This is a genomic window from Methanoculleus chikugoensis, from assembly GCF_019669965.1.
Lineage (GTDB): Archaea > Halobacteriota > Methanomicrobia > Methanomicrobiales > Methanoculleaceae > Methanoculleus > Methanoculleus chikugoensis.
On record NZ_AP019781.1, the window covers coordinates 1,482,202 to 1,497,389 of the forward strand.

Sequence of the window (15,188 nt, forward strand, 5' to 3'; positions counted from 1 at the left end):
GGTTAAACCGCCTTTTCTTCGAATATCTGCCCCTCGAACGTCTGCACGGCGACATCGGCGCGCTTCCAGCACCCGGGCGGGAGCCCGGCCTTGACGCAGGTCTGGTCGAGGAACTCTCTGCTGCTCCAGCCGTACTCGGTCGGGACCTGCGGGAGGAGGAGACCTCCTCTCCCGAGGCCGCTGACGATCAGGCCGTGCTTCCCGACCTCGACATGGTCGGGGCGCTCCTGTGGCGGGCAGTCGAGCGTCCGGGGAAGCGTGAGCACCGTCACCTCGAGATCGAGGTCGTCGAGTTCCGACCGCGATACCGGGGGAAACCGGGGATCCTCGAGAGCCGCCGATGCTGCCGCCTCGACGATCGCGTCACCGAGCGGTTTTACCGGGTAGGGGAGGCCAATGCATCCTCGGAGTTGTCCCTGCCGCTTGATCGTGACGAAGACGCCGCGCTTATCCCTGAAGACCTCAGGGGGATCGGGCAGCACCATCCGTTCGCCGTCGACGGCGTTCTCGATGGCGCTCCGTGCCAGTCGAACTGCCGTTCTGCCTTCTTCCGGGGTCAGCATTTCCATCAAAATGGGTTGTATGATATTGAATACTTTTAGTCTTTCTCGGGAGAAGAGGAAGCGGGAGCACCGGGCGAAGTGGTGATGGAGCAGGGCGCGTTGCCCTCGGGCCGCACCAGAACGGTCAGGGTCTCGCCCGCAGGAATCGGCCGGTCGAGGCACAGGCGGATCGTGCACTCTTCCCCGGCACCGAGGAGGTTGTCGCCCCCGGACGTTGCCGCCGACCACGTCCCCGGTTGCGGGAGGACGTCTCCGGACGGGGCGAGGATCTCGAGGTAGGTCCCTGCCATGACCGTCACGGTGGCCCGGGCAAGGTCGACCGGATCGCCTTTTCCGGTATGGGCGATGCGGACGGCGACGGTATCGACGTAGATCCCGGAGAGCCCCGGAACCGACGAGGAGCCGGTGACCTCCCCGACCGGTTCGAGACACGGTTCGCCTGCGGTGCAGACGGGGTATATATCCGAATCAGGCGTTGAGCCGCTGTTCATGCCGTTCGCCCCGAACGAGACGAGCGAGAAGAGTGTGGTGACCGCGACGAATGCCGCAAAGATTGCCGCAAGCTCCAGGTGTGTGTGAACTTCGCTTCCCCCCATGGTAACGCCAATGGTAAGACCCTGGAACGGGTATAAAAATTTATCTCTGTCTCTGGTATGCGCGGCCGATCCTGAAACGCCCATGGATTGGTTCTATTTCCGGCGGTTGGGGGTGAACCCGGGCGGAGCACCCGCACGGGTATATATTCCCGGGTGAAATAATGTATGGGAGAGGGAGAGTGCGGCCGACGGTGGCATATGTTTGTGCCGCTGAGGAAAGTCCTCCCACCGGCCAGACACGCAGCCGCATGCAAGTGCGGGTGGCGAGAGTCACGGCAATGACACAGAAACGACACGGCCCGCCGTCAGTGATGAAACGATCGAGCCCCCGTCCGGGGGCGAGCGGCGCGGGTTTCCGCGCAACTCGTTGAACGTAGCGGCGGGAAACGATGAAACGGTGAATCCCTGCGGGTGCAAGCCAGAATCGGGCATATGGATCGTCTGGTATCCGCTCAGGTATGGCGCGTAGCTGAATGCCGCACAGAACAGAAGGAGGCTTACTCCTCCCACTCTTCACAATCGCGAGCTCTTTTCGATGAAACCGTTATGGAGCCTCAGCCGCCCCGCGGTCTCAGGTCAATCTCCTCAAAGGTCACGACGTGCGAATCGAAGACGTCGTCCCGCTCGTTTATGAAGATCTGGACGAAGATCTCGGCGGGCGCGTTCTCCAGGGATACGACGTCGCCGTGCTCCGCTCTGACCACGAACCCGATGGACTCCAGTCCGCTCCGGACGGCTTCCCGGGTGTGGTAGGTCGAGAGGATATCCCTGACCTTCGCGAGGACGGCCTGCTGTTCTTCCTCCGTTATGGGCATACTCTCTCATGCGCCCGGGGGTATATTAACCTCTTCAGTGCCTACAGGCAAATATATATGTAAAAAAATTACCTATAGTAATAAGATGGAGATACCCACCCCGGCGGAACTGCGGGAAAAACGGCTCCGGATGGGCTTAAAGCAGGCTGATGTAGCCCGTATGGCCGGAATCAGCCAGTCCATGGTCGCGCGGATCGAGGCGGGGAGCGTGGACCCGAGGGTGAGCACGCTCGCCAAGATCGTGGAAGTCCTGCGCGCAGCGGAGCACTCGGCGGTCACGGCGGCCGACGTGATGCACACCCCCGTGCTCTCCGTCGGCCAGGACGAACCCGTCGGCCGCGCCGTCGAGATCATGGGCAAGAACGGTATCTCCCAACTGCCGGTGCTTGAGAACGGGGTGCCCGTCGGGTGTATATCCGAGTCGGCGATCATGAACGCCATGGAGGAGGGAGGACTCCACCAGACGCACCGGAAACTGGTGCGGGACTATCTGGAGCCCGGGTTCCCGACGGTTCCCCCGACGGCGCCGATCGATACGGTCGTCCACCTCCTGCACCACAACCACGCGGTCATCGTCATCGAGAAGGGGAAGGTGCGGGGTGTGATCACCAAGCACGACCTGATATCGTTGATTACGTGACACTTGTTTCGGTTCTTCGTGGCTTCGCGTGAGATAGTTTACGGGGACAGCGGCGAGGTCTCGCGCGAAAGACGCGAAGAGGAGTTGCTCATAGCCAAATCGGGTCTTCGCATGAGACTCTGCCGTTGCTTCTATCCTCTACCTCGCGCACCTCACACGAAGGATGTGGAGTCCGATTCGAAAGCCCTTAACCGTGAAGACCCTTCTAGAGCAGTGAGACCAGATCCCGGAGAACCGCTTCGGGGTCGTCGGCCTTGACCACGCTTGAGGCGAGGAGAACGCCGCATGTTCCGAGGTCGACGGCGATCTTCACGCACTCGCCCGACTGGATGCCCGCCCCGGTCAGGACGTTCACGTCCGGGTTCACCGCCCGAACGGCGTTGACCGACCGCTCGATGATCCCCGGGTCGGCCTTCGAGACCGAGACCCCGCTCCCGATCAGTTCCGGGGGCTCGATTGCCACGTAGTCGGGCCGGAGGGCTGCGGCGGCGGCGCTCGTTGCGTCGTTGTTCGTGCAGACGACCGACTCGAGGTGGAGCCTCCGGGCAGCCTGGACGCAGGCGTCGATGTCGGCCAGGGTGAGGCGGCGCTCGGAGTGGTTGATCAGGGTGCCCCGTGCGCCCGCCGACCGGACGGCTTCGGGGAGAATATGGCCGGTATGGGCGCCGGGCGTAATCGCATCGATATGCTGGGCGTAGACCGGTATCGCGTAGTGGTGGCTCATCGGGTGGAGTTCGGTGAAGGCCGGCGCGATGCCGATGACGGCTCCGCTCTCTTTTGCCACGATCTCGGCCGCAGCGGCGATCCGGTGAGCGTTGTGGCCCATACCCTCCTGATAGGTCTTGAGATTGACCAGAATGAACGGGGAATCCATATTCATCACGTCTGCCTGATAGGTTGCTCCACCTGATATTAACTCTGATGCCGGGGGCGGCCGCCGACGACGCCCCTTACTCCTCAATCCCCCTAACAAAGTGCCCGCCGGTGATACCTCCGAGCGCCCGCCGTTTGATCTCGTCCTTGAGCCCGGGGAGGGCGCCGGTCTCCCCCCGGGCCACAGCGTCGATTCCCGCCCGGTAAAGGCGGGTCATCTCCGCTGCGTAGCGAGGCCCCCGTCCCCGTGCGTCGATGGCGACGGCGTCGATCCCCATCCCTGCGATCCGGGGGAGGCGGTCGATGAGAGAGGTCTCGACGGCGTTTGCGATGTAGGTCCGCCCCTCGCTGTCGGACCGGAGCGGAAAGACGCGGTTTCGCCCGTCCTGGATGCCCAGGAACCCTTCTCCGGCGACCGCCGCCGCGAGCCTGTCCTCGGTCACCATCGCCTCGACGTTGCCCTGCACGAGCACCTCGAGTTCGGGGATATCCCCGGCCAGGGCCGCAAGCCCGGCAAGGTCGTCGGCCGGGAGTTCGGGGGATGCCGTGCACCGCAGGAAGAGCGGCGCGAGTTCCGCGGCGGTGCGGTGGTTCCAGAGGTTCAGCCCGGCGGCGCCGTAGAGCGCCATCCGGGGTTCGGCCCGCCGCACCGCATCGGCAGCACCGAGCCCGCTCACCATCACCCCGCGGACGCCCGCATCGTAGAGCGACGGGAGGAGGGGAGTCGCCGCGTCGAGGAAGGTGCGCCGGGTGACCGACGGCCATTTCCAGACGAGGTCCGCACCCCCCTCCCGGAAGACGGCGGCGGCCTCCTCGAAGATGCCGGGAGCGCATACCTCCAGGTAGACGGTGCGGGCGCCGCCCCGGACGGCAGCCTCCGCACCCTCGAGGGTGTCGGTGTAGACCGAGACCGACGGAAGCCGGGGGTTCCGGTGAGCGCCTGCCGTCCGCTGCAGCCCGGCGATAGCCGTCCCGGCCCGTTCCCGGGCCGCCCGCACCGCATCCTCCCCGGGTCGCCGTGCGGCGAGCACCGACTCCTCGACCCTCCCAAGGAATGCCCGCCGGACCCGGTTCAACTCCCCAAGCGGGCTAAAGAGCCCGCCGGGGTAGCGGAGCGTCAGGTTCCGGATCGCAAACGGGGTTCCCCCGGTCTTTGTGAGTTGCTCCGCGATCTGCTCCCCGGTGAGCGGCCGGCTCCGTGCCGGCTCCATCGCAAGGTCGGAGCGGTAGCGCACCCGGAGCGGCTCGCCGCCGTCCGGGTCGACGACCGCCTCCAGGCAGGGCGTCCCCTCCTCCCAGGCGACCGTTACGTCGAGCAGCAGCGGCTGCAGGTGTCTCTTCATGATCTGCTTTGCCCGCTCCTCGAGATCCGCGCTCTTCGTCAGGAAGACCCGGGCGCCGACATCGACGGGTGCGGGGACGGAGAGCCGCACCGTGCCGGAGCGGACAGGGGGGGTGCCGCGAACGACCGCTCCTGCGTCGCGGTCGGGATCGTCGGTGCAGAAGGCGAGCCCGTCACCGGAACGCGGCACGAGATCGCCGGTGAGGCGCACGGTCGCCTCCTGCCTCCGGGGGTCGTAGCCGGTGACCGTGCCGAGCGGGACGCCCCGGTTCCCGGGCCGGTCGCGTGCCATGATATCGCGGGCGCCGAGAATGTAGCCCTCCGTGAACTCCCGGTTGAACGCGAGCGCAAGGTCGCGCATATCCTCCCGCGAGGGCGACCAGTCTTCCCCGGCGGCGATCGCGTCGAGAGCACGCCGGTAGATGTCCGTCACCGTGGCGACGTACTCCACCGAGCGCATCCTCCCCTCGATCTTGAGCGAGGCCACCGGTGCGCGTGCAAGGAGGCCGAGGCGCGGGTATACCGAGAGATCCCGGGTCGAGAGCAGGTAACGGTCCGATCCGGGCCTTGCCCGCAGGTCTTTCGGGCGCCCGTACTCGTCCGTCGCGGCGGTCACGAGCCGGTAGGGCTTCCGGCAGGGCTGGGCGCACATCCCGCGGTTCCCGCTCCGTCCCCCGATGACCGAGGAGAGGAGGCACTGGCCCGAGTAGCAGTAGCAGAGCGCCCCATGGGCGAAGACCTCGATCCCGATCCCCCGCGCCTCCGCATCGGCCGCGATGTCCTCGATCTCGGCTAGCGTGAGTTCCCGGGCGAGCACCACGCGGGAGAGCCCCTCCCGTGCCGCCCGCGCCACGCCCTCCCGGTTGTGAATCGCCATCTGGGTCGAGGCGTGGAGTGTGAGGTCCGGGACGATCTCCCGGGCAAGCGCCGCCACCCCGATGTCCTGCACCAGGACGGCGTCGACCCCGAGCTCGTAGAGGTGGAGGAGATAGCGGGCGACGCCGGGGAGTTCGGCGTCCCGGACGAGGACGTTTACGGTGACGTAGACCCTGACACCGTGGAGGTGCGCGTAACCGACGGCGGATTCGAGCTCCTCGTCGGAGAAGTTCGCCGCGTAGTGCCTGGCCCCGAACCGTTGCCCGGCGAGGTAGACGGCATCGGCACCGGCGGCAACCGCCGCGGCCAGGGCCTCCGGCGACCCGGCCGGCGCAAGCAGTTCCGGCGACCCGGACATCTGATGATGATCGTGCGGCATCTGTTCCGTACCGTTCGCCTCGACGGCCTATATACCCACCCCGGACGAAGCGGGTATCCTTTTCGGGCAGGAGAGCAATCTGGAGAGGGGCTTGTGTATGGATTGCATAGGAATTATCGGCTACGGGCACATGGGCAGCATGCTGGTGAACGGTTTTCTCTCGTCCGGCGTTCTCGGCATCGATGAGGTCGTGGTTACGTCCAGGAGCCGGGAGAGCCGGGATGCCTGCGCCGCAGCATGGCCCGGCATCGGCATCGCCGCAACGAACCGGGAACTCGCCCGGCAGTGCCGCACGATCGTCCTCGCCGTCAGGCCGCAGGAGACAAAAGAAGTCCTCAGCGAGATCGTCCCCGTGATGGACGGTGACGAGCATATCGTCTCGCTCGCCGCAGGCATCGGCCTCGCGGAGATCGAGGGGATGTTTCCGGGCTCGGTCACCCGGGTCGTGCCCACGATCACCTCCACGGTCGGGCAGGGGACGACGCTTATCTGCCATGGGCGGCAGGTGGGCATGCACGACGCTCTCCGGGTGGAGGGGCTCTTCTCGGCCATCGGGAATGTGATGCTCGTCGGCGAGGAAGAACTCCCGGCGGCCACCATACTCTCGAGCTGCGGGCCGGGGCTGTTCGCCGCCATCATCGAGGAACTTGCGGGCGCGACGGTTCGTGCGAGCGGTCTTACGCCGGAACAGGCGCTCGCGCTCGCGACGGAGACGGCCGCAGCTACGGCCGCCTACCTCCGGGAGACCGGCGAGACCCCCGGCGACCTGGTCGGGCGGGTCGCGACCGGCGGCGGCGTCACGGAAGTCGGCGTCCGGGGGTTCCGGGAACGGCTGCCGGAGGTCTTCGACGAGGCGGTCGCCGCCATGCTGGAACGCTACGGTGCGGTGGGGAAGTGACGGCGGGCCGGGACCGCTCCCGATCTTCGGGCGACCGCAGGCAGACTTTTAAGTGATAGGGCGGGAATACATCCGGTAACTATGAAGATCGTCGTCTCTGTGGAGAATGCCGCCGCTATCGACGAGGTGACGGGGTACAACCCGACGTTCATCGAGATCAGGCTTGACAGGATGGAGGGGGATCTGCTGGACCAGGTTCATGCGATCCGGGAGAAGACCGATATTCCGCTGATCGCCACACTCAGGAGCAGGGACGAGGGAGGCCGGTTTGTCGGCGACGCGGACATCTGGGCCCGGATTGTCGGGCCGATAGCGCGATACGTCGATATCGTGGACGTGGAAGCGCGCTACCGGGATCACGCGCCGTTCATCAAGAGTCAGGGGGTCCAGATCCTTGCGTCGCTCCACACAAACGAGATGCCCACACAGCCGGAGCTCGGGAGGATCGAGGAGATGCTCCGGTCATACGGCGATATCCCGAAGATCGTCGTGCGCCCTAAAACCCGGGAAGACCTCTTCGAACTCGTCCTCTTCACCCACCAGGCCCAGAAACCCATCTGCACGAGTATCATGGGCGCCGAGTTCCGCTACGCCCGCGCAGTCCTGCCCCTCTTCGGGTCGGAGTTCACCTTCTGCCATGCCGGCACCCCGACGGCCGAGGGGCAGTACCACATACGGGAGATGCGGCAGCTTGCGGATCTGCTGAAGTGAGGGGGAGGCCCGGGGTGGGGTGGGCTTTTGAAGATAGTGAATTTCGAGTTGAGTTCGGCAAAACGGTGAGTGTGCAAGCGCTGAGGGTGTGGGTGTGCTCGCCACGCTCTTGACTGCCATAGGTTCACGTTTGTTTAACGTAATCGAAAGACGGTTTTCCCTCCGGTCCCGTAAAATGGCTTACCAGGGGATATCGCCACGCACTGCCCCCGCCCCCGGGGGCGGGGGGGAGGCCGGAGGCCGGGCGGGGTGGGGGTTACAGGAATTCCTTAGGATGTGGAGACAGGGGAGGGGGGATGCTCCCCCCTCCCCGTCAGCCCCTCCCCCAATGGCGATACCCCCACGGTCCACCGCATCGGGCCTTACTTGATATCCGTTGGCCTAGCAATCTCGATTCCACAGGGATAGCGATACCTCGCAAGGCAGGACCCCTAAAGCCCTTCCCTAAAGGGACTGCCCTGCCCCTCGATTTTACTCCCCAAACTCCCGGTACTTCGCCTGTTCGAGCATCGCATCCAGGATAACCATCGCGAGCATGCACTCCGCGACCGGGACGATCCGCGGCGCGATGCAGGGGTCGTGCCGTCCTTCGACCGTAATCTCCCGTCCCTTCCCGGCGATATCGACGGTCTGCTGTGCCTTGCGTATCGAGGGCGTCGGCTTGACGGCGAGCCGGACGACGATATCCTGCCCGGTGCTGATCCCGCCGAGGACGCCGCCCGCACGGTTGCTCAAAAACCCGGCTTCGCCTATCTGGTCGTTCATCTCGCTTCCGAGCAACCGGGCGGCGCCGAACCCCTCGCCGAGCTCGACGCCCTTCACCGCACCGATCCCCATCATCGCCCCGGCGATCGCGGCGTCGAGTTTCCCGAAGACCGGGTCGCCGAGCCCCGCCGGGCACCCGGCCGCCGTCACCTCGACGATCCCGCCCACGGAGTCGCCGGCATCGCGGGCGGCACGGATCTCTGCTTCCATCGCTTCTGGCTCCGTCGCGGTGTGCACTTCGAGAACCCTCCCCCGGATCGCGATGCCGCAGGGTTCGAGGCATCGGATCGCCACCGCCCCGGCGGCGACCCGGGCAAGGGTCTCCCGACCCGAACTCCTCCCGCCGCCGCGGTGGTCGCGGAGCCCGTACTTCGCCTGCCAGGTGTAGTCCGCGTGGCCCGGCCGGAAGACGTCCCGGAGCGCGTCGTAGTCCTTCGACCGGACGTCCCGGTTCCTGACGAGAAGCGCGATCGGGGCGCCGGTCGTTCGCCCCTCGAAAACCCCTGAGAGGATCTCTACCCGATCGGTCTCCTGCCTCCCGGACTCAAGCGGGCTCTTCCCCGGCCGCCTGCGGTCGAGGTAAGGCTGGATATCCGCCTCCGTGAGGGGGATGCCGGGCGGGCAGCCGTCGACGACCGCGCCCACTGCTAACCCGTGGCTCTCGCCGAACGTCGTGCACCTGAAGTTCCTTCCGAACGTGTTCATGCAAGCATCTCCCGCACCAGTTCAGGCGTGACCGCAATTCCGGTGATCAGCCGGAACTGCTCCGTTGCCTGGTAGACGAACATCTCCGTGCCGGGTATCGTCTCGCACCCGGCCTCCCTCGCCGCCCGGATGAGAGGCGTCTCCGGCGGCGTATAGACGAGGTCGAAGACGGTCGTCTTCCGCTCGAGGTCGTCCGCGGCAAGCAGGCTCCGGGTGTCGGGCTCCATCCCGACCGGGGTCGTGTGTACCACAACATCGGCGTCGCTCCCCCTAAAATCTTCCAGTACTCCCCACCGGCACTTGAAGCGCTCGGCAAGCTTCCGCGCCGCCTCCGGCCTCCGGGCAAGCACCGTGACTTCCATATCGAGCGAACGAAGCGCGTAGACCGCAGCGGCCGCCGCGCCCCCGGCGCCGAGCACCACCGCCCGCCCGCCCCGCCGGTGGATGAGCGGGGTCCTGACGCCCAGCCAGTCGGTGTTGTGGCCGTACATCCTCCCTCCGCACCGGACGACGGTGTTCACCGCCCCGATCGCTGCCGCGTGCTCGTCGACTTCATCCAGATCGCGTATCACATCGGCCTTGAACGGGATGGTGACGGATAAGCCCTTCAGGGGGAGGAGGTTTGCGAGGCGGATGATGACTCCCGCATCCGGCCACTCGAAGCGAGTGTAGTGATAGTTCATCTCGAAGTGTTCAAAGAGCCGGTTGTAGAGGAGCGGGCTCCTGCTGTGGGCGCAGGGGTTCCCGGCGATGCCGCACACCATGAGACCCGGATTCCGTTCGAGCATATCCCGGACGGCCGTGAGCCCGAATCGCTCAAGGAGAGCATCGCGCTCATGCTTTCGCGTCTTTGCGTCTTCGCGTGCGGTCACATTCCCATATCCTTGCTCCCGGACGATCATATCCACGACCTCTCCCGGAGTGCGCTTCCCGGTATCGATGCAGACGTCGGCCGCACCGAGGTAGGCCTTCTTTCTCCGGAGAAGAAGCGTGCGCACCTCCTCCTCCGGCGGGAGACCGGTCAGCCCCGGCCGGTCGCTCCCGGCGATCCGGTTTACGATGGTTCCGGGCGGTGCGGTGAGGAGATAGATCTTGCCTTGCCGCCGGAGATCGGCGACGTTTGCCGGGTCGCATACCGCCCCGCCGCCGGTTCCGATCACGCCCTCCACATCCCTGAGCGACGCGACAACCTCACGCTCAAGGGCGCGGAAGTGCGCCTCGCCGGCCCGGCGAAAGATCTCCGGGATCGGCATCCCGGCCCGCCGCTCGACGAGCGCATCGGTGTCGTAGAACGGCAGCCCGAGGCGATCCGCGAGGATCCGCCCGACTGATGTCTTCCCGGTCCCCCGGAAACCGATAAGGGCGACCTTCACAGCAGCCCCTCCCCGTAGAGCGCCTCCCAGAACCCGGGAAAAGACTTCTCCACGCATGCGGGGTCACGGATCGCCATCCCCCCGACCGCGAGGCCGAGCACGGCAAACGCCATCGCTGTCCGGTGGTCGTCGTGCGGGTCGACGGCCACCCCGTGGAGGGGCGCGGGCGTGATCGTGAGGGAGTCCTCCGTGACCTCGACTCCCGCACCCATCCGCCGGAGGGTCTCCGCCGTCACCCCGACGCGGTCGCTCTCCTTGTACTGCAGGTGCGCCGTTCCCGTGATCCTCGTCGGCGACCCTGCCGTCGCCGCCACCGCCGCAAGCGTCTGGACGGTGTCGGGGGACGAGGACATATCGATCTCGATGCCTTCGAGATCGCCCGTCCGCTCCACCGTCACCGCGTCGGTGCCGGAGGTCACCCGGCACCCCATCGCTTCGAGGGCGTCGAGGAACCGGCGGTCGCCCTGGACGGACGCCGGGTTCAGGCCCGTGACCGCGACCCTCCCGCCGCAGACGGCCGCGACCGCGAAGAGGTAGGAGGCCGAGGAGTAGTCGCCCTCGACAGGATAGTCCCTCCCCCGGTAGGCTCTACCGCTCTCCACCCGGAACCAGTCGTAGCCCCGCCGCTCGATATGCGCACCAAACCCGAGCATCACGTCCGCGGTCACGTCGAGGTATGACCGGGAGGCCGGGGCCGCCGGGAGCGTGAGTTCCACATCCTCGTCCGCGTACGGCGCCGCCATCAGGATGGACGAGACGAACTGGCTGCTGATGCTCCCGTCGATCGCCGTCTTCCCGCCCCGGAGCCTGCCGGAGATGCGGATGGGCGGGAACCCCGGCTCGCCGACAAACGCGACCTCCCCGCCGAGCGCCCGGAGCGCCCCGGCAAGGGGGCCGACCGGCCGCTCGAGCATTCGCGGGCTCCCCGTCAGCACCACCGGGTGCCGGGAGAGGAGCGCCGCCGAGGTGAGGAGCCGCAGCGTCGTTCCGGAGTTCCCGCAGTCGATCGTCACCTCTCCCGGTGCGGGGAAGGTGCCGCTGCAGCCGGCGACGGCGATCTCCCCCGGCAGCCACTCGAGCGGCACCCCGAGGGTTTCAAGCCCCCGGGCGGTCAGTTCCGTATCGGCCGCCCGAAGGGGGCCCGCGATCCGCGTTCTTCCCGAGGCGAGCGCTCCTGCGATCAGCGCCCGGTGGGTGTAACTCTTCGAGGGCGGCGCTGGAAACGTTGCGTCGACCGGGCCGATCCGCGAAACCCTGACGATCATATCTCCGGCACCTCCATGCGGGCGTAGCACCCGAGTTCCCTGACGGCGGTCATGCTCTTGAGTTCCTCCTTTGCTTCCCGCCATCCTGCGGCGATCTCCATGTCGATGAAGAACAGGTACTTCCCCATGCCCCGGCGGGACGGCCGCGACTCGATCCGGGTCAGATTGATCCCGCGCCGGGCGAAGACCGCGAGGATATCGGCAAGGAGCCCGACCCGGTCGAGTTCGGGATCGACGAGGAGGCTGCACTTCGTGGCTCCTGCGCTCCCGCGGGGGAGAGCGAATATCTCGACGAACCGGGTGGTGTTCTCCCTGCTGTTCTGGACGTCCCGGACGGCAATCGGGAGGCCGTAGATCCGTGCCGCCGTCTCCGAGACGACTGCGCCGGCGTGCTCGTCCTTCTGCATCGCCATCGCGCTTGCCGCATTGCTGCTCGTGTGCACGACCTCCACCCCGAGGCTCTCGAGGAGGACGGAGCACTGTTCGTGCGTCTGCGGGTGCGCGTAGACGACCGAGAGGCGTCCGGGATCTCCCCGGGCCGCGAGGTGGTGCCGGACGGGCATGTAGGCCTCTCCGGTTATCGAGACATCGAACTCCATCAGTCCCTGGAGCGTCTCCCCCACGCCGCCCGCCTCCGAGTTCTCGATCGGCACGAGCCCTTTTGCTCCTCCGGCCGCCACGCGCTTGATGATGCTGCGGATGGTCGACAGGAGTTCGATATCGTCCCCGTAGAGCCTGACCGCGAGTTCGTGGCTGAATGTTCCCGCCGGCCCGAGCGTTGCGACGGTCATCGGCTCACCACGTGGTTGATGAGGTCGTCCGTCTCTTCCGTCGCCGCCGCGAGATACGAGGCGTAGTGTCCGGCATTCTCGGCAAAAAACGCCCTGAACCGTTCGTCATCCCGGGACTCGATGATCTCGCGGAGCGTCCGGACAGCCTCCTCGAACCTGCCGAGCACCTCCGGCACGGCCGGGTTCATCTGGAGGATGTCGCCGTAGAGCCCCGCATCCTGAGCGAGGAGTCGTCCGACGAGGCCCATCTCGATCCGGTAGACCGGGCTCGTGAACGCGAGGGTCTCTCCGACGTCGGCGCCGGTCCGGCGGATCGCCTCCGCCTTTGCAAGCGTTCCGAAGTGGGTGAGCCCCTGGATCACCGCCATCATCCGGTCGTGGTCTTCCGGTGTCGAGAGGGTGATCGCCGCTCCCTGGTCGCGGAAGACGGAGAGGAGCCCTTCAAGGGTCTCCGGGCGGCACCGGGCCGGGGTCGCGACGATCGTCTGGCCCCGGAGCGATGTGGCGCCCGGCCCGAACATCGGGTGAAGCCCGATCACCTCCGCACGGGAGGCGAGCATCGCCCGGACGGGTTCGACCTTGAGGGAGGTGAGGTCGCAGAAGACCTGCTCTTCCGAGAGGAACGGAATGACCTCGAGGATCACCCCGACAGTGGCGCGGATGGGGACCGATACCATGACGAGATCTGCCATCTCCACGACATCCCGGTTGGTGAGGGAGGTCTTCGTCCCGGAGACGATCGTCTCCCACCCGGCGGCCTCGAAGACCCCGGCAAAGAACCGCCCCATCTGCCCCGTGCCGCCGATGATGCCTGCAAGCATTGCTGTCATTTCTCCAGGATCGTCTCTTTGACGGCGACGCCGAAATGCCGCCCGCCCTCCGCGACGCTGCCGAGCACCTTATCGCCGACGGCGAGGGCGGCGACCGATACGGCCGTCCCGTCGGTTCTGACGAGCCGGATCGTCTCGGCGTTCTGGAGAACCAGGCTCACCGTTGCACCGCCGGCCTTCGCCTCGACGAGGAGGAGCGGGCGGCGCTCGATCTTCACCCTGCCGACGACCGCCTCGTGGGTCGGGCCGGTATGCTCCGCGACGAGCACCCTATCCCCCACCGCGAGGTCGGCGAGGTACGCGGTCTTTCCGTTGGGGAGGAGGATGTAGGCGTGCACCGCCCCGGCGTTCACCCGGAACGGGCGCGGCGCCACGTAGGGGTTCTCCAGGGTCTCGGGGTGGACCATCAGGAACGCCGAGGAGGTGTTGCCGACGAGCATCCCCTCCCCGTCGGCAAGGATCGAGCAGGTGTCGACGCAGACCCGGTCCCCCATCCCGACGGGGACGATCCGGGTCACCTCGAAGGGGACGAGCGGAACCTCTTCGCCGGCGCCGGCGATCACGCTCGCCACCCGCCGGATCTCCGCCGGATCGTCGGTCGCAAGGAGAATGCCCGCCGCCCCGCGTTCGAGGACGGTCAGGGCGACCTTTGCCTCTTCTGCGTTCGCGACCGCCGCAACGATCCGGTCGGACTGCGCGACGAGGTTCTCGAGCGGGATGACCGTCCAGTCCCGCGTCCGGACGATGACGTAGCCCTCGCGGGAGAGCCGGAGCGCCTCCTCCTCGGACTCCTTGTCGACGATCTCGATCTCGAAGACGTCCTTTCCGGTGACGAGGTCACCGTTCTCCGCGATCGTCGTCACCCGGCCGAGTTCCCGCACGCGTTCTGCGTCGTCTACCATCAGGGCATCTGCGCCGCTCTCGATCGCGGTCGCCGCGAGATCCTTTCTCCACGGCCTGATATCAACCCAGAACTGCTTCATCGCTCCGTCTCCAGGGCTTCGGCCGCGCTTTTGCCCTCGTGCACCACCCTGGATATCGCGGCGATGAACCGGGCCGGGTCGCCGCGCTGGAAGGCGTTTCTTCCCATGCAGACACCCGCCGCGCCCGCATCGATCGCGTCCCGGATGGTCGTGAGCGTCTCCATATCCCCGCCCTTCTCGCCGCCGGCGATCATCACCGGCACCGAGCAGGCGGCGGTGATCCGGCGGAACGTCTCGGGATCCCCGGTGTAGTTCGTCTTGATGAGATCGGCCCCGAGCTCTTCCGCCACCCGGACGCAGTGCCCGACCGACTGCGGCGATACGGGATCGATCCCCTTGCCGCGGGGGTAGATCATGATCAGGAGCGGTATCCCCCAGCGGTTGCAGTCGCGCACCACCTCGCCCGCCGATTCGATCATCCTCGACTCGTTCGGCGCGCCGAGGTTGATGTGGATCGAGACCGCGTCGGCGCCGAGCGCGACCGCCTCCTCCACGGTGCAGACGAGCACCTTGTCGTTCGGGTCGGGGTTCATCGATGTGCTCGCGGAGAGGTGGACGATGAGCCCGATATCCTTTCCGCGCTTCCGGTGCCCTCCCTTCACCATCCCCTTGTGGAGGACGATGGCGTTTGCCCCGCCCTCGCTCACCGCGTTGACCGTCTCGGTCATGTTGCAGAGCCCTTCGATCTGGCCCATCGTGAACCCGTGATCCATGGGGATGATCACGGCGCGGCCGGTGTTCCTGTCCATTATCCGCTCGAGGCGGATCTCTTTTCCAATCATG

The 15,188-nt window shown here is 66.6% G+C and carries 15 protein-coding genes and 1 other RNA gene; 4 read left to right on the plus strand and 12 right to left on the minus strand.

Annotated features, from left to right (window positions below):
- Positions 1-2: 2 nt before the first annotated feature.
- Both MchiMG62_RS07505 and MchiMG62_RS07510 read right to left on the minus strand, forming a co-directional pair.
- Positions 3-569, minus strand: a complete 567-nt coding sequence (locus MchiMG62_RS07505; protein ID WP_221056428.1) for a TIGR00296 family protein — start codon at positions 567-569, stop codon at positions 3-5.
- Positions 570-598: 29 nt separating this feature from the next.
- Positions 599-1,159 (minus strand): flagellin, encoded by a 561-nt coding sequence (locus MchiMG62_RS07510; RefSeq protein WP_221056429.1) that lies wholly within the window; start codon positions 1,157-1,159, stop codon positions 599-601.
- Between the two features lie 169 nt (positions 1,160-1,328).
- Between MchiMG62_RS07510 and rnpB the strand changes: the two genes are divergently transcribed.
- An RNA gene (gene rnpB / locus MchiMG62_RS07515) (RNase P RNA component) lies at positions 1,329-1,671 on the plus strand.
- A gap of 42 nt (positions 1,672-1,713) precedes the next feature.
- Here the strand turns inward: rnpB and MchiMG62_RS07520 are convergent.
- The gene (locus MchiMG62_RS07520) at positions 1,714-1,974 is read right to left on the minus strand and encodes a hypothetical protein (RefSeq protein WP_221056430.1); all 261 of its coding nucleotides are present in this window, start codon (positions 1,972-1,974) and stop codon (positions 1,714-1,716) included.
- Between the two features lie 85 nt (positions 1,975-2,059).
- Here MchiMG62_RS07520 and relB point away from each other — a divergent pair, with 85 nt between their 5' ends.
- On the plus strand, positions 2,060-2,614 hold the full coding sequence (relB, locus tag MchiMG62_RS07525; protein WP_221056431.1) for a type II toxin-antitoxin system RelB family anti-toxin: 555 nt from the start codon (positions 2,060-2,062) through the stop codon (positions 2,612-2,614).
- 205 nt (positions 2,615-2,819) lie between these two features.
- Here relB and tpiA read toward each other — a convergent pair whose 3' ends face one another.
- Positions 2,820-3,488, minus strand: coding sequence for a triose-phosphate isomerase (gene tpiA, locus MchiMG62_RS07530; protein WP_221058700.1), 669 nt, complete (start codon positions 3,486-3,488; stop codon positions 2,820-2,822).
- Positions 3,489-3,564: 76 nt separating this feature from the next.
- Positions 3,565-6,084, minus strand: a complete 2,520-nt coding sequence (locus tag MchiMG62_RS07535; RefSeq protein WP_221056432.1) for a U32 family peptidase — start codon at positions 6,082-6,084, stop codon at positions 3,565-3,567.
- Positions 6,085-6,181: 97 nt separating this feature from the next.
- Here MchiMG62_RS07535 and MchiMG62_RS07540 point away from each other — a divergent pair, with 97 nt between their 5' ends.
- Positions 6,182-6,982: a pyrroline-5-carboxylate reductase family protein gene (locus MchiMG62_RS07540; protein ID WP_221056433.1), complete on the plus strand. Its 801-nt coding sequence runs from the start codon at positions 6,182-6,184 to the stop codon at positions 6,980-6,982.
- 81 nt (positions 6,983-7,063) lie between these two features.
- On the plus strand, positions 7,064-7,693 hold the full coding sequence (locus MchiMG62_RS07545; RefSeq protein ID WP_221056434.1) for a type I 3-dehydroquinate dehydratase: 630 nt from the start codon (positions 7,064-7,066) through the stop codon (positions 7,691-7,693).
- Positions 7,694-8,164: 471 nt separating this feature from the next.
- On the opposite strand, the gene MchiMG62_RS07550 is transcribed toward MchiMG62_RS07545, so the two are convergent.
- From MchiMG62_RS07550 to MchiMG62_RS07580, 7 genes are read right to left on the minus strand one after another with little or no spacing between them, the layout of a single operon-like run.
- Positions 8,165-9,163, minus strand: coding sequence for a chorismate synthase (locus tag MchiMG62_RS07550; protein ID WP_221056435.1), 999 nt, complete (start codon positions 9,161-9,163; stop codon positions 8,165-8,167).
- Entirely contained in the window at positions 9,160-10,536 is a 1,377-nt protein-coding gene (gene aroE / locus MchiMG62_RS07555) for a shikimate dehydrogenase (protein ID WP_244987622.1), read from the minus strand. Before aroE ends, MchiMG62_RS07550 begins: the two co-directional genes overlap by 4 nt.
- Positions 10,533-11,801: a 3-phosphoshikimate 1-carboxyvinyltransferase gene (aroA, locus tag MchiMG62_RS07560; RefSeq protein WP_221056437.1), complete on the minus strand. Its 1,269-nt coding sequence runs from the start codon at positions 11,799-11,801 to the stop codon at positions 10,533-10,535. Before aroA ends, aroE begins: the two co-directional genes overlap by 4 nt.
- On the minus strand, positions 11,798-12,592 hold the full coding sequence (locus MchiMG62_RS07565) for a prephenate dehydratase (protein ID WP_221056438.1): 795 nt from the start codon (positions 12,590-12,592) through the stop codon (positions 11,798-11,800). Before MchiMG62_RS07565 ends, aroA begins: the two co-directional genes overlap by 4 nt.
- A complete protein-coding gene (locus MchiMG62_RS07570) occupies positions 12,589-13,413 on the minus strand; it encodes a prephenate dehydrogenase/arogenate dehydrogenase family protein (RefSeq protein WP_221058701.1) in 825 nt (274 codons plus the stop codon). Before MchiMG62_RS07570 ends, MchiMG62_RS07565 begins: the two co-directional genes overlap by 4 nt.
- 5 nt (positions 13,414-13,418) lie before the next feature.
- Complete coding sequence (locus MchiMG62_RS07575; protein WP_221056439.1) at positions 13,419-14,405, minus strand: 3-dehydroquinate synthase II; 987 nt, start codon at positions 14,403-14,405, stop codon at positions 13,419-13,421.
- Positions 14,402-15,187: a 2-amino-3,7-dideoxy-D-threo-hept-6-ulosonate synthase gene (locus MchiMG62_RS07580; protein WP_221056440.1), complete on the minus strand. Its 786-nt coding sequence runs from the start codon at positions 15,185-15,187 to the stop codon at positions 14,402-14,404. Before MchiMG62_RS07580 ends, MchiMG62_RS07575 begins: the two co-directional genes overlap by 4 nt.
- Position 15,188 lies beyond the last annotated feature (1 nt).